The 13,183-nt window shown below is 61.6% G+C and carries 14 protein-coding genes and 1 tRNA gene; 13 read left to right on the plus strand and 2 right to left on the minus strand.

What is annotated here, in order from left to right:
• Positions 1-551 precede the first annotated feature (551 nt).
• A complete protein-coding gene (locus ACR65T_RS02110) occupies positions 552-860 on the plus strand; it encodes a hypothetical protein (RefSeq protein ID WP_434494936.1) in 309 nt (102 codons plus the stop codon).
• A gap of 87 nt (positions 861-947) precedes the next feature.
• Here the strand turns inward: ACR65T_RS02110 and ACR65T_RS02115 are convergent, their stop codons facing one another.
• Positions 948-1,418 (minus strand): VOC family protein, encoded by a 471-nt coding sequence (locus tag ACR65T_RS02115; protein ID WP_434494937.1) that lies wholly within the window; start codon positions 1,416-1,418, stop codon positions 948-950.
• A gap of 528 nt (positions 1,419-1,946) precedes the next feature.
• Here ACR65T_RS02115 and ACR65T_RS02120 point away from each other — a divergent pair.
• Both ACR65T_RS02120 and ACR65T_RS02125 read left to right on the plus strand, forming a co-directional pair.
• Entirely contained in the window at positions 1,947-2,435 is a 489-nt protein-coding gene (locus ACR65T_RS02120) for a MarR family winged helix-turn-helix transcriptional regulator (protein ID WP_434494938.1), read from the plus strand.
• Entirely contained in the window at positions 2,419-2,907 is a 489-nt protein-coding gene (locus tag ACR65T_RS02125; RefSeq protein ID WP_434494939.1) for a VOC family protein, read from the plus strand. Before ACR65T_RS02120 ends, ACR65T_RS02125 begins: the two co-directional genes overlap by 17 nt.
• Positions 2,908-3,034: 127 nt before the next feature.
• Here the strand turns inward: ACR65T_RS02125 and ACR65T_RS02130 are convergent, their stop codons facing one another.
• Complete coding sequence (locus ACR65T_RS02130) at positions 3,035-3,289, minus strand: hypothetical protein (protein ID WP_434494940.1); 255 nt, start codon at positions 3,287-3,289, stop codon at positions 3,035-3,037.
• 176 nt (positions 3,290-3,465) lie between these two features.
• Between ACR65T_RS02130 and ftsY the strand changes: the two genes are divergently transcribed.
• The 10 genes from ftsY to ACR65T_RS02180 all read left to right on the plus strand — a co-directional run bounded on the left by ftsY (position 3,466) and on the right by ACR65T_RS02180 (position 13,074).
• The gene (gene ftsY, locus ACR65T_RS02135; protein ID WP_434494941.1) at positions 3,466-4,539 is read left to right on the plus strand and encodes a signal recognition particle-docking protein FtsY; all 1,074 of its coding nucleotides are present in this window, start codon (positions 3,466-3,468) and stop codon (positions 4,537-4,539) included.
• Positions 4,540-4,544: 5 nt separating this feature from the next.
• On the plus strand, positions 4,545-5,147 hold the full coding sequence (locus ACR65T_RS02140) for a septation protein A (protein ID WP_434494942.1): 603 nt from the start codon (positions 4,545-4,547) through the stop codon (positions 5,145-5,147).
• A 223-nt stretch (positions 5,148-5,370) separates the two neighbouring features.
• Positions 5,371-5,514, plus strand: a complete 144-nt coding sequence (locus tag ACR65T_RS02145; RefSeq protein WP_014892238.1) for a hypothetical protein — start codon at positions 5,371-5,373, stop codon at positions 5,512-5,514.
• 50 nt (positions 5,515-5,564) lie between these two features.
• Positions 5,565-6,518 (plus strand): tyrosine recombinase, encoded by a 954-nt coding sequence (locus tag ACR65T_RS02150; RefSeq protein WP_434494943.1) that lies wholly within the window; start codon positions 5,565-5,567, stop codon positions 6,516-6,518.
• Between the two features lie 86 nt (positions 6,519-6,604).
• A complete protein-coding gene (locus tag ACR65T_RS02155; RefSeq protein ID WP_434494944.1) occupies positions 6,605-7,168 on the plus strand; it encodes a bactofilin family protein in 564 nt (187 codons plus the stop codon).
• A 50-nt stretch (positions 7,169-7,218) separates the two neighbouring features.
• Positions 7,219-7,294, plus strand: a tRNA-Glu gene (locus tag ACR65T_RS02160).
• Positions 7,295-7,582: 288 nt separating this feature from the next.
• A complete protein-coding gene (locus ACR65T_RS02165) occupies positions 7,583-9,130 on the plus strand; it encodes a sensor histidine kinase (protein ID WP_434494945.1) in 1,548 nt (515 codons plus the stop codon).
• Positions 9,120-9,482: a response regulator gene (locus tag ACR65T_RS02170; RefSeq protein ID WP_434494946.1), complete on the plus strand. Its 363-nt coding sequence runs from the start codon at positions 9,120-9,122 to the stop codon at positions 9,480-9,482. Before ACR65T_RS02165 ends, ACR65T_RS02170 begins: the two co-directional genes overlap by 11 nt.
• Positions 9,483-9,823: 341 nt before the next feature.
• Complete coding sequence (locus ACR65T_RS02175; protein ID WP_434494950.1) at positions 9,824-11,149, plus strand: ABC transporter substrate-binding protein; 1,326 nt, start codon at positions 9,824-9,826, stop codon at positions 11,147-11,149.
• A gap of 296 nt (positions 11,150-11,445) precedes the next feature.
• A complete protein-coding gene (locus ACR65T_RS02180) occupies positions 11,446-13,074 on the plus strand; it encodes an NADP-dependent glyceraldehyde-3-phosphate dehydrogenase (RefSeq protein ID WP_434494947.1) in 1,629 nt (542 codons plus the stop codon).
• Positions 13,075-13,183 lie beyond the last annotated feature (109 nt).

A 13,183-nucleotide genomic window follows, 5' to 3' on the forward strand; every position in this document is an offset into this window, starting at 1 on the left:
GTACGCGCCGCGGCGCATGCTTCGAGACGGCGCCTTCGGCGCCTCCTCAGCATGAGGGCGCGAGTTGGGACGGCACTCTCCAGTGTCATTTGCGACAGGCCGAAGGCCTGATCGAGAATCCAGAGCAAATTCGCGAATGATCGGTTTTTCTGGATTCCCGATCGCGCCCGATGCGCGCGTCGGGAATGACACCAAAAGTTCGGAGGCGTTTTCTTATTCTGAGGAGCGTACGCGCCGCCGCGCATGCTTCGAGACGGCGCCTTCGGCGCCTCCTCAGCATGAGGGAGCGAGTGGAGTGTACGCTTTCCAGCGTCATTCCCGACAGGCCGACTGATCGGGAATCCAGAGCAAATTCGCGAATGATCGGCATTTCTGGATTCCCGATCGCGCACTGCGCGCGCGTCGGGAATGACAATGCTTAGCCGCGCGTTGGAAATGACAGCTTTGCTCGCATGTTTCCAACCGACAGCGACGCTTTTGCTGCCCTCTTGACGCGCCGCTTGCGCAACCAATTTCACACAGATGCGCCCAGCGCGAGCGAGGGTAAGACAATGGCGATCTATCGCGTTCGTGAAGTCAAATTCATTGAGACCGAAGGCGGCCACGTCAAGTTGAAGCCGCTGCGTGAATATGAGCGGGAATCATCCGATGCGGCGAGCGTCATCGCCGAAGTCAGCCGCTTCTTCGAGATGGAGCTCTCCAGTCCCAAGGCGCTCGACGTCGTCGATTTCGACGAGGTGATCGTTCTTGACGACAAAGGCGCGGTCATTGCGCGCTTCGGCGTCGCCGACTTCTGGGAAAAGGAGTGGAACGCCGTCGCCGCCAAAAGCGACGCCGCGCCAATCGCGCGCCCGGCTTAAGGCGACGCTAAGACATAAGTGAGTCGGTCGCAGGCTCACATGATCGCGAAGCGCCCCGGTGGGCGCGTTTCATTCGCCGCGCTCGGCTTAAGCGGCATCGCCGCGAAACGCCGCTTCGAGCGCGGCGATGTCGATCTTCACCATGCCGAGCATCGCCTGAAAGGCGCGGCCGGCGGCGGCGCGATCTTCATCCATGAACATGCGCGGCAAGGCTTCCGGCACGATCTGCCAGCGCACGCCGAAGCGATCCTTCAGCCAGCTGCATTGGATCTCGGCGCCGCCGCCTTCGAGCAGCTTCTCCCATAGCGCGTCGGTCTCGCGCTGGTCCTTGGTCATCACCGAGATCGAAAAGTTTTCATTGTGGATCGTCTCGCGGCTCATGTTCAGCGCCTGATAGGGCGCGCCGGCGAGGGTGAAGGAGACGAGCAGCGCCGGCCCGTCCGGCTCGCGGCGGAAGGCGCCTTCGAAGACGGAATCGGGAATGATCGAGACATAGAAGCGCGCCGCTTCCTCCGCCTGATCCTTGAAGGCGATACAGGTTCTGACTTTCGACGGCATGGCTGCTCCTTGCTTCCTATCTGTCATTTCCAACGAGCGATCGGGTGAAGGTTTCCTCATCCTGAAGAACGTGCGGCGCACGCGTCTCGAACATTTCCTCATCCTAAAGGAGCGTGCGGCGCACGCGTCTCGAAGGACGAGGAAACCTTCATGCGCGCCTTATAGGCTCTCCCTCGTGCTTCGAGACGCGCCTTTCAGGCGCTTCTCAGCATGAGGGAGAGGGATGGACTTTCGAACTCATGGCTGCTCCTGGTTACGTTTTCACGAGACCACTGTGGGGACAGAAGTTTCCTCATCCTGAGGAGCCTGCGCAGCAGGCGTCTCGAAGGACGAGGAAATGTTCATGCGTCGCCTTCGTGAACTCGCCCTCGTGCTTCGAGACGCGGTTTGCGGGCGAACCTCCCAGGGGAAACCGTTTCCTCGTCCTTCGAGACGCGGCCTTCGGCCGCTCCTCAGGATGAGGCAATGGTTTACTGAAGCGCGCGACTCGACAATTGTCATAAATGTTGATATCAACATAATGACGCCATGTCAAAGAAGCTGCCGATCGAGGTCGTTCATGAGGTTCGCGACGCCTGTCTCTGCCTTGCGACGCAACGCGCGGCGCGCATGCTGGCGCGACGCTTCGATCGCGCCTTCGCGCCGCTGCGGCTCACCAATGGCCAGTTCTCGCTGATGATGATGCTCAATGCGCCGCAGGCGCCGACGCTGGGGCGACTCGCGCAGGCGCTCGCCATGGATCGCACGACGCTCACCGCCGCGCTGAAATCCTTGGAGCGGCGCGGGCTCGTGGAGACGCGACTTGACGAGAAGGACCGCCGCGCGCGCAGACTGTTCTTGACCGACGCCGGCGGCGAGCTTCTCGCGGCGGCGCTGCCGATTTGGCGGCGCGAACATGCCGCGCTCGACGCGCAATTTTCGCACGGCGAAGGACAAAAGCTTCGCAAAGCGCTGCGTAAGTTAGGGGCTGAAACGCATACTGAAGAAAGGGACCCACAGCATGAACGCCACTGTTGAGAATGATGGTCAACGCATGCGATCGATCACGCCGCATCTCATCTGCGCCGGCGCTTCCGACGCGATCGAATTTTACAAGAAGGCTTTCGGCGCGCAGGAGATGATGCGCCTGCCCGGTCCCGACGGAAGACTGATGCATGCGGCGGTGCGAATCGGCGACTCCACGCTGATGCTGGTCGACGAAATGCCGGAATGGGGCGCGCTGGGGCCCAAGGCCTTGAAGGGCTCGCCCGTCACCATTCATCTGATGGTCGACAATGTCGACGAGGTTTACGCGCGCGCCATCGCCGCCGGGGCCAGCGCGAAAATGCCGGTCGCCGACATGTTCTGGGGCGACCGCTATGGGAAGCTGGTCGACCCCTTCGGTCATGAATGGTCGATCGCGACGCATATGCGCGACCTGACGCCGGAAGAGATTCTCGAGGCGGGGCGCGCGGCGATGGCGAAGGGCTGCGCCGAGGCGTCGGCCTGAGGAACGGGTTTCCTCGTCCTTCGAGACGCGTGCTGCGCACGCTCCTCAGGATGAGGAAGCCCTTCGCCCGATCGCCTTGCCTTAAGAAGGAAGCGGGCCGGGACGCCGGCCCGCTCACGCCCGGCGCTTAGTCGCTATCGAGCCTGTAACAGGAAAAATCGCGATCGGTGAAGCCGGTGCGCCAGTCTTTCAGATCGTAGCGGTAGCCCGGCGGATAGGGGAATCGGCAGTCTCCGGCATAGGCGGGCGGCCGGGCCCTTCCATACCAGCCGGGCTGGCCTGGAGAATATCCTGGAGACTGCGCCAAGGCCGAGCCCGCCGTGGCGCCGATCAGCGTCAACACACATGCGCCGGCGAAGAGCTGTCGCGTCGTGGCTTGCATCGCGCGCCTCCCGTCGAATCATTCGACGCGAGAACAACCCGGCGTTTCACGGGATGTTCCGGCGGCGTCGCGAGCGCCGCCAAATTTACGGGCATTGCGTTCCTTCGCGCCACGCGCGCGGCAAGGGGCTCCGCCCGCTAGCCCTTTCGGCGTAACTCGTGTAGGCCATCCCGTGAATGAGCCAGGAATCCGAAGGTAAAAAGCGCGGCATGTTCTCCCGCCTGTTTGGCGGCGGCCAGAGCGCGCCCGCGCCTGAGGCGGCGCCCGAAGAGGCGGCCCAAGAGGCGACCCAAGCGCCGCCGGAGGAGGAAAAGCGCTCCTGGTGGTCGCGCCTGTCCGGCGGCCTCTCGCGCACCTCGCAGGCGATCACCCAGGGCGTCGCCGACGTTTTCACCAAGCGCAAGCTCGACGCGCTGACGCTCGAGGAGCTCGAAGACGTGCTGCTGCGCGCCGATCTGGGGGTCGGCGCCGCGACGCGGATCACCGAAGCGGTCGGCAAGGCGCGCTACGAGCGCGACATCGAGCCCGAGGAAGTGCGCGAAATCCTCGCCCGCGAAGTCGAGCGCGTGCTGGCGCCGGTCGCGCAGCCGCTCGTCGTCGACGACAGCAAAACGCCCTTCATCATCCTCGTCGTCGGCGTCAACGGTTCGGGCAAGACGACGACCATCGCCAAGCTCGCCGCAAGTTGGACGGGCGAGGGCAAGACGGTGGTGCTTGCGGCGGGCGACACCTTCCGCGCCGCGGCGGTCGAGCAGCTCAAGGTCTGGGGCGACCGGCTCGGCGCCGAAGTCGTTTCGGGCGCGGAAGGCGCCGATGCGGCGGCGCTCGCCTTCGACGCGATCAAGCGCGCCAAGGAGCAGGGCGCCGATATTTTGCTCATGGACACGGCCGGCCGACTGCAAAATCGCGCCGAGTTGATGGCCGAGCTTGAAAAAATCGTCCGGGTGATGAAAAAAGCCGAAGCCGAGGCGCCACATGCGGTGCTGCTCGTTCTCGACGCCACCGTCGGACAGAACGCGCTGCAGCAGGTGGATGTTTTCGAGCGGGTCGCCGGCGTCACCGGCCTGGTGATGACCAAGCTCGACGGCACCGCGCGGGGCGGCATTCTGGTCGCGATCGCCGAGACTTACGGCCTGCCGATCCACTTCATCGGGGTGGGCGAAAGCGCCGACGATCTGGAGCCGTTTGCGGCGCGCGACTTCGCACGGGCGATCGCGGGGCTTGAAGAAACGTCAGAGGCGGAAAGCTAAGAGAGATGACGCAGGAAACGGCCATCGCGGCAAAACGAAAGCTCAATCCCTGGCTGAAGCTGGCGCTGGAACTCGGACCGCTGCTGCTGTTCTTCGTCATCAACTCAAAATATGGGATTTTCGCCGCGACCGGCGTGCTGATGGCCGGCGTCGTCCTGACGCTTGCCGTCTCATGGGCGATCACCCGACATCTGCCGGCGATGCCGGTGGTCACCGCCGTGCTGGTGCTGGTGTTCGGCTCGCTGACCTATTTTCTGCATGATGAAACCTTCATCAAGCTGAAGGTGACGATCCTTTACACGCTGTTTGGCGCCGGCCTCATCGGCGCGCTCTATTTCGGCAAGCTGCTGCTGCCGATCGTCTTCGACATGGCGATCCACATTGACGACGCCGGCTGGCGCAAGCTGACCCTACGCTGGGGCCTGTTCTTTTTCGCGCTGGCTGGGCTCAATGAAGTCCTGCGCCGCATTCTGACGACCGACGACTGGGTGAATTTCAAGGTTTTCGGCATATTGCCGCTGACGCTGGTCTTCGCGCTGGCGCAGGCGCCGCTGATCATGCGCCACGAAATTCGCCCCGAGGACGAGGATAGCGAAACGCATTTCTGATTTCGGCGCGCGCCTCCTGAACTTGATCGCATCGCCGCGCGCGCATTTGCGCGCGAATCGCTCAGACGCGTTTCCGCTCCAACATGAACTTCTCTTCATGATCGGCCGCGCCTCTGCGCCGATGATTCCAAGCGCATCCGCGCTGTCCATCGCGCGCGGGTTGCAATCGAGGCGCGTTCGGGCGAAGAGAGTCTCCAGGTTTACCGGGGGCTGAGTCGAATCCTTGCCGAGTCTCATCCGCTTTCTGATCGTCGTCGGCGCCATCGTCGCGATCGTCTACGGCGTCATGGTCGCGCTCGTCGCTTATGTGACGCCGCAACCGCGCCAGATGACCTATACGATCCCGGCGCAGCGGTTGAACAAGTGAAGGCTGTCATTCGTGACGCCTGTGCGGAATGATGCTGGGGAGTTAAGCGCATGAAAGCCGGCGCAGCGCGCCAGCTCGACGCGTTTCTCGACATGCTCGCCGCCGAGCGCGGCGCGGCGCGCAATACGCAGGACGCCTATCGGCGCGATCTTTCCGATTACATCGCGCATCTTTCCGCAAACGGCCGCGATCCCGGCGTCGCCACGACCGAAGATATTCGCGCCTATCTCGCGTCATTGGAGCCGCGCGGCATGTCGGCGGCGACCGTGGCGCGGCGCATTTCGGCGATTCGCCAGTTCCACAAATTTCTCTACGTTGACCGCCATCGCGGCGACGACCCGGCCTCGGCGCTCGACGGGCCGCGGATGCGGCGCAGCGCGCCCGGCGTATTCTCCACGGCGGAAATCGATCGGCTGCTCACGGTTGCGGGCGAAGGGCTCGACGATGAGACGCGGCCAGTTCGCGAGCGGCTGCGGGCGGCGCGGCTCTATGCGCTGCTCGAAACGCTCTACGCCACCGGCCTGCGCGTCTCGGAACTTGTCTCGCTGCCTAAAACAGCCGCGCATTCGCGCGATCCTTTCATCGCCATCCGCGGCAAGGGCGGGCGCGAGCGCCTGGCGCCACTGACCGATCGGGCGCGCCGCGCGCTTCTTTCCTACCGCAAGCTGCTTGAGGAGATGGCGCTAGAGCGCGCCGGCTCGAGCTTTCTGTTCCCTGCCGACAGCGACAGCGGTCATCTGACGCGCCAGGCCTTCGCGCGCGATCTCAAGGCGCTGGCGAGCGCCGCCGGCCTGCCTGCCGCCGACATGCATCCGCATGCGCTGCGCCACGCCTTTGCGAGCCATCTGCTGCAGAACGGCGCCGATCTGCGCGTGGTGCAGGAACTGCTCGGCCACGCGGACATCTCGACGACTCAGATCTATACGCATGTGCTCGACGAGCGCATGCGGGCGATGGTGCGCGATCTGCATCCGCTGTCGGAGACGACCGACAAGCCGCGCTGAGCCGCCCTGGGCGCTTTTTCCGTTGAATGTTGAGACGCGCTCAACGTAAGCTTTTCCGAGCATTTGAGCGACCGAGGAGCTTGGCGATGGCGAAGAACGCGATGGACTTTCGGCCCGAGGAAGAGAATGTCGCCTATATCGGCGCCGGCGTGACGCTCAAGGGCGAAATCTCCGCCTCCGATCTCATCATCGTCGACGGCGCGATCGAGGGCGACGTCTCCGCGCGCGTCATTCAGGTCGGGCAGGGCGGCGTCATCCGCGGCAACGTCAGCGCCACGGAAGCCGACGTCAGCGGCTGGATTTCCGATCATATCGAGATCAAGCAGCTGCTCGTCGTGCGCGCCAGCGGACGCGTCGAGGGTAAGATCACCTATGGCGAGATCGAATTGGAGAAGGGCGCCGTCATCGCCGGCGAACTGACCGCGATCGAGGATTATCGCGCCGCGAAGCCGGCGCCGGCGGCGAAGCCCGCCGCCGAACGCCTGGAGGTCGCCGGCGCGCCGCCGAAGCCCTCTTCCATCGATCGCATCAATGAGGCGGTGCGCGGCGCCAAAGGCGGCAAGGGCGCTCTCTATCTCGCCGCCGAGGGCGAGGCGAAGCGTGTCGCGACGCGGACGCTGCTCGGCCGCAAAACTTCGGCGGGCGGGTGAGGCGACAGCTTGCTCGGCGGGCGTCGGCGGTCTATAGAACGCTCCTTCCCGCTCCCTTCGTCTAGCGGTCTAGGACGCGGCCCTCTCAAGGCTGAAACAGGGGTTCGATTCCCCTAGGGAGCGCCAGCAGCCTGCATTCAAGTTTCATCGGTTTTACTCCGAACGGTCGCCCCGGCTGTTTGCGTGGAACATCCACGCGCTGGCGCAAGGACAGCGGCACCTTCCGGGTTGCCGGGCGAGGCTGTGGCTGCCTTGCGCCATCTTGGGACCCATTCGGTTCGATTTTCATATTTACCCATTGGCCTGAATGCGTATTTCAGCTTACTTCAAGTGCGCGCTTGAGCTGGGCTCCTGATGATAACGGGGCCTGATGGATTTGCGGCGCCGGCATTCCAATCCGTTCCATGGGGCTCGATGACTCAGTCTGAAGAACGCGTCCCATGGGATGAAAGTGCGCGGCTGGCGGCGCTCGATAGCTACAGCATCCTCGATACGCCGACAGAAGCCGATTTCGACGATATCGTCAGACTGGCCGCCGATACATTTGATGCGCCGATAGCGGTGGTCAATTTGATTGCGAAGGGACGCCAGTGGTTCAAGGCTGAAGTCGGTATTGGTGCGCGCGAACTGCCGCTGGACGTATCGATCTGCGCTCATGCCATCCTTCAAGAGAATACAATGGTCGTACCTGATACGACCAAGGACGTGCGGTTCGCCAATAATCCCCTTGTGACGGCGGCCGATGGTTTGCGCTTTTATGCCGGAGCGCTTCTGAAAACGCCGGATGGCTTGCCGCTCGGGACGGTGTGTGTCCTCGACCGCAAGCCGCGCATCCAGGGTATCACGCCTCATCAGAGACTCACGCTGGAGGTGCTTGCCAAGCAAGTTATGACTCAGCTCGAGTATCGGCGTGTTATCGCAGTTCAAGAGAGGCAGTCTCAGGAACTGCACGCCGAAATCTCCGAGCGTAGAGCCGCTCAGGAAGCGCAGCGAGACAGCGCGAACAGATATCAATTGCTTTTCAATTCGCTCGATGCAGGGTTCTGTGTTGTTGAACTTGCCTTCGATCATTCAGGCAAGCCGACCGATTATAAATTCGTCGAGGTCAACAAGGCTTTCGCAGTTCAAACCGGCATTTCTGACGCAACCGGAAAGTGGATGCGGGACATTGCCCGAGACCACGAGGAATACTGGTTCGAAATCTACGGCAAAGTTGCCCTGACGGGTGAGGCGGCCCGATTTGAGCACCGCGCCGAGTCTCTTGATGGCCGCTGGTTCGACGTCCACGCGTTCCGTATCGGCGCGCTCGGCAAGCATCAGGTCGCGATCCTGTTTCAGGATATCAGCGACCAGAAAAAGGCCGCGCAACTGCTCCAGCTCATGAACGACGAATTGGGGCACCGGATCAAGAACTCGATGTCTTTGGTGCAGGCAATCGCTTCGCAGACACTGCGCAATGTGACGGACAAGACCGCTGTCACGTCATTCAATCAGAGAATCGTTGCCTTAAGTCAGGCGCACGATGTTCTTTTGCAGCAAAGCTGGTCGTCCGCCGGTATGCGCGAGGTTGTCGTGGGTGCCCTTGGAGCCCACAGCCAGGTTGAGCGGTTCAAGATATCGGGACCTGTCGTAGACCTCGATCCGAAAGCAGCGCTCTCGCTGTCCATGCTGCTGCACGAGTTGGCAACCAACGCGGTCAAGTACGGTTCATTGAGTGGGAGGGCAGGAACGGTTGAAATTGCATGGTCCAGCGCGGATTCTCATCTCACTCTTAAATGGGAAGAGCACGGCGGTCCTCCCGCAACTGAACCCGTTCGTACGGGCCTGGGAACTCGTCTGATCAATTTGGGCCTTGTTGGAACGGGCCATGTTACCAAGAGTTACACCGATGCTGGCTTTGCGGTCGAATTTCGAGCGCCGCTCAATTTGATCCAGCAAGCGGGTAGACCAAATGCAAACTGACACCTACGTGCTTGTTGTCGAGAATGAGCCTTTGCTTCTCCTGATGGCGGGTGATCTGGTCGAGCAGGCGGGATTTTTGCCGATCTACGCAAAGAATGCGGCAGAGGCGGTCGATATTCTGGAACGTCGCAGCGACGTTTGCATCGTATTTACCGACGTCGATATGCCCGGCGGAATGAACGGGATAGAGTTGGCGGCTTTAGTCAGGGGCCGGTGGCCGCCAATACAATTCATTGTCGTATCCGGGCACCTGAATGTTATGTCCGACGACCTGCCGGGTCAGAGCCGCTTCTTTCGCAAACCTTACGATTCATCACGGATCGTGGATGCCTTGATCGAGCTTGCTGCATAAGCCGGAAATTCCTGGCACGCTCATCGCCCGGGCTGATCGACTCCTATGCACCGGGCGTCGGAGTCACAAGCCGCGGTGGCATGATCCGGAGCGCCAGTCCCACGCAAGGCATACGCGTGCGCTGCAATCGCCGTGGCGAGCGCCCAGACAAGACCTTCCATTATACTTTGATCGGGGCTTTGCCCCGCACTGCGCATTGATCGCGCAGCGGGCAGATGATTACATCGGCGGCGCTGGGGCGCGGCTTGCCAAGCCCATTCGAGAAGGAAGCTCAATCACGCGAACGATCATTTGAAAAATATTGGCCGATCAACGGCCAATACATCAGGGAGGAGATGACTATGACCGAGTTTACGCCGGATCGACGATCTCTGCTCAAAGGAAGTGCCGCGGCATTGGCTGCGACGGCGACCATGTCAGCCGACCAGATGCTTGGCTATGCCAAGGCCTGGGCGCAAACCGCCCATTGGAAGCCGGAAGCCGGCGCCACCATCAACATGCTGCGATGGAAACGATTTGTGGAGGCTGAGGACGTCGCCTTCATGAAAATCGTGGACGCCTTCCAGAAAGCGACCGGCGTCAAGATCAACGTCTCCAACGAATCCTTCGACGACATTCAGCCCAAGGCGTCGGTCGCGGCCAATACCGGGCAGGGCCTCGATATGGTGTGGGGCCTCTATTCGTTGCCGCATCTGTTTCCCGAAAAATGCACCGACGTGACCGATGTTGCCGACTATCTCGGCAAGAAATACGGCGGCTGGGCGCCATCCGGCGTGGCCTACGGCAAGAAGGGCAATAAGTGGCTCGGTATTCCGGTCGCGGCCAGCGGCGGGCTTGTGAACTATCGTGTCGCGGCCATGCAGAAGGCCGGCTTCAAGGAGTTTCCCAAAGACCTCGGCGGATTCCAGGAACTGGGCAAAGGCCTCAACAAGAACGGCACGCCTGCGGGCATGGCGCTCGGCCATGCAACGGGCGACGCCAACGGATGGCTCGCCTGGGCGATGTGGGCGCACAACGCCTATACCGTCGACAAGAACAACAAGGTGATCGTCAATTCGCCGGAGACGGCGAAGGCCTTGGAATACGTCAAATCGCTCTACGCGAATTTCATTCCCGGCGTTGTCTCCTGGAACGACAGCTCCAACAACAAGGCGTTTCTGGCCGGCCAGCTTCATCTGACGACAAACGGCATTTCGATCTATGTCGCGGCGAAGAAGGAAAATCCCGCCATCGCGCAGGACATGGATCACGCACATCTGCCGGTTGGAATCAGCGGTCAGGTGCGCGAGCAGCATCTCGGCTTCCCGATCCTGATTTTCAACTTCACCAAGTATCCGCAAGCCTGCAAGGCGTTCACGGCATTCCTGATGGAGGGGCCGCAGTTCAATCCGTGGATCGAGGCGGCGCAGGGATATCTGTCGCACTTCCTGCTTGCCTATGATGCGAATCCGATCTGGACCGCCGATCCCAAGAACACGCCGTATCGCGATGTCGCAAAACTGGCATCGACACCGGCTGGCATCGGCACCCTGAACGAAAGTGCTGCTGCGGCGATCTCGGACTTTGTCGTCGTCGATATGTTTGCGAACTACTGCACCGGACGCGAAGACCTCAAGGGCGCGATGGCGTCGGCGGAACGGCAGTTCAAGCGGATCTATCGGGCGTGATGCAGAATTGATGGTTCCCGCGCGCGGCGATCACATTGTCGCGCGCGGGACTGTGTTGCCGCACGATTGAGCAGCGCGGCTCTTATCAGCGCCTGCCATGCAGTCATAAAAAACAGCACTGCATATTATCATTTCGACTCATTCATCGGGCACACTAGACTGACCATCCCAAGGGTTGGTCTAAAGGGTCGCTCTCGAAGGGTCGGCCTGTTGCCGCCGGTCGCCTCCACCCCTTTCCGTGCCCGCAGTTTCCGCCGGGAGCGGTCCTTAGCGGAACACTCGCAATCGATGAGGTCATGATGCTCACGTCGCAGCAGTTGAAGGAATTATTCCCCGAAGAAAGCGCTCTGAAGGATTGCGGCGTCCCGCCGCCGGTTCATCAGCGCGAGACTCTGGTGAACGGCAAGCTGATGCCGTGGACCGGGCCGGTGGAGACCGTCCGTTCGGCGATCTGCGTGCGCAAGGCCGACGGCTCGCTGGCGCAGGTCGAACTCGGCAGTCATCCGATCGGCGGCATCCCGGAAGCAAAGGTCGCGCTCGATGCGGCTGTCGCGGCCTACGACAACGGGCGCGGCGAATGGCCGACCATGACGGTGGCGCAGCGCATCGGCTGTATGCAGGATTTCACCAAACAGATGGTGGCCCGCCGCGAGCAGATCGTGTCCCTGATCATGTGGGAGATCGGCAAGACGGTTGGCGACTCGCAAAAGGAATTCGACCGCACCGTCGAATACATGAAAGCGACCATCGAGGCGCTGAAGCATCTCGATAACGACAACTCGCGCTTCACCATCGTCGACGGCACCATCGGGCAGATCCGCCGCACGCCGCTCGGCGTGGTGCTCTGCATGGGGCCGTACAACTATCCGCTCAACGAGACTTTCGCGACGCTGATCCCGGCGCTGATCATGGGCAACACCATGGTGTTCAAGCCGCCGAAATTCGGCGTGCTGCTGTTTCAGCCGCTGCTCGAAGCCTTCCGCAGCGCGTTTCCGAAGGGCGTCATCAACACGGTCTACGGCAAGGGCTCGGAGGTGGTGCCGATGCTGCTCGAATCCGGCAAGGTCAATGTGCTGACGCTGATCGGATCAAGCCGCGTCGCCGACCATCTCAAGAAGATGCATCCGAAGGTCAACCGGCTGCGCGCCATTCTGGGACTGGATGCCAAGAATGCCGCCATCGTGCTGCCGGATGCGAATGTCGAACTCGCGGTGAAGGAGTGTCTGCTCGGCTCGTTGTCCTTCAACGGCCAGCGCTGCACGGCGCTGAAAATGCTGATCGTTCATCGTTCGATCGTCGACAAATTTCTCGCGCGGTTCACCGAAGAGCTGGCCAAGCTGAAAGCCGGGATGCCGTGGGACAACGGTGTTGCGCTGACGCCGCTGCCGGAGTTCGGCAAGGTCGAGCATATGACGCGGCTGGTGGCCGATGCTGTGGAGAAAGGCGCAAAGGTCATCAATGAAGGCGGCGGCACCAGCAGCGGCACGCTGTTCTATCCCGCCGTGGTCTATCCGGTGAAGGAAGGCATGATGCTCTATCGCGAGGAGCAGTTCGGTCCGATTGTCCCGGTGATGGCGTTCGACGACATCGACACGGCGCTGGATTACGTCATCACGTCCGAACACGGCCAGCAGGTCTCGATCTTCAGCGAAGATCCCGAGACCATCGGGCGGCTGGTCGATCCGTTGGTCAATCAGGTCTGCCGGGTGAACATCAACTGCCAGTGTCAGCGCGGGCCGGACGTGTTTCCGTTCACCGGGCGCAAGGATTCGGCGGAAGGCACGCTCTCGGTCACCGATGCGCTGCGCTCGTTCTCGATCCGCTCGATGATCGCTGCCAAGCAGACCGAGGATTCCAAGCGGCTGCTCGACGAGATCGTGCGCGACCACAAATCGAACTTCATAAATACTGGGTTCATTTTGTAATTGATACAAACTCACGGATGGCGCGCGTTGCCGCCGTGAGTTTTCGCTGCGATCTCACTGCCGAAACGAAGCGCTATCTTGGTCTTCGGCATGATCTTGTCCGAAAACC

The organism is Methylocystis sp., from assembly GCF_051061285.1.
Taxonomy (GTDB): domain Bacteria; phylum Pseudomonadota; class Alphaproteobacteria; order Rhizobiales; family Beijerinckiaceae; genus Methylocystis.

Coding starts and splice junctions, on each gene's coding strand:
- ACR65T_RS02110 (WP_434494936.1), top strand. CDS start 552: ATGGCGATCTATCGCGTTCGTGAAGTCAAATTCATTGAGACCGAAGGC.
- ACR65T_RS02115 (WP_434494937.1), bottom strand. CDS start 1,418: ATGCCGTCGAAAGTCAGAACCTGTATCGCCTTCAAGGATCAGGCGGAG.
- ACR65T_RS02120 (WP_434494938.1), top strand. CDS start 1,947: ATGTCAAAGAAGCTGCCGATCGAGGTCGTTCATGAGGTTCGCGACGCC.
- ACR65T_RS02125 (WP_434494939.1), top strand. CDS start 2,419: ATGAACGCCACTGTTGAGAATGATGGTCAACGCATGCGATCGATCACG.
- ACR65T_RS02130 (WP_434494940.1), bottom strand. CDS start 3,289: ATGCAAGCCACGACGCGACAGCTCTTCGCCGGCGCATGTGTGTTGACG.
- ftsY (WP_434494941.1), top strand. CDS start 3,466: ATGAGCCAGGAATCCGAAGGTAAAAAGCGCGGCATGTTCTCCCGCCTG.
- ACR65T_RS02140 (WP_434494942.1), top strand. CDS start 4,545: ATGACGCAGGAAACGGCCATCGCGGCAAAACGAAAGCTCAATCCCTGG.
- ACR65T_RS02150 (WP_434494943.1), top strand. CDS start 5,565: ATGAAAGCCGGCGCAGCGCGCCAGCTCGACGCGTTTCTCGACATGCTC.
- ACR65T_RS02155 (WP_434494944.1), top strand. CDS start 6,605: ATGGCGAAGAACGCGATGGACTTTCGGCCCGAGGAAGAGAATGTCGCC.
- ACR65T_RS02165 (WP_434494945.1), top strand. CDS start 7,583: ATGACTCAGTCTGAAGAACGCGTCCCATGGGATGAAAGTGCGCGGCTG.
- ACR65T_RS02170 (WP_434494946.1), top strand. CDS start 9,120: ATGCAAACTGACACCTACGTGCTTGTTGTCGAGAATGAGCCTTTGCTT.
- ACR65T_RS02175 (WP_434494950.1), top strand. CDS start 9,824: ATGACCGAGTTTACGCCGGATCGACGATCTCTGCTCAAAGGAAGTGCC.
- ACR65T_RS02180 (WP_434494947.1), top strand. CDS start 11,446: ATGATGCTCACGTCGCAGCAGTTGAAGGAATTATTCCCCGAAGAAAGC.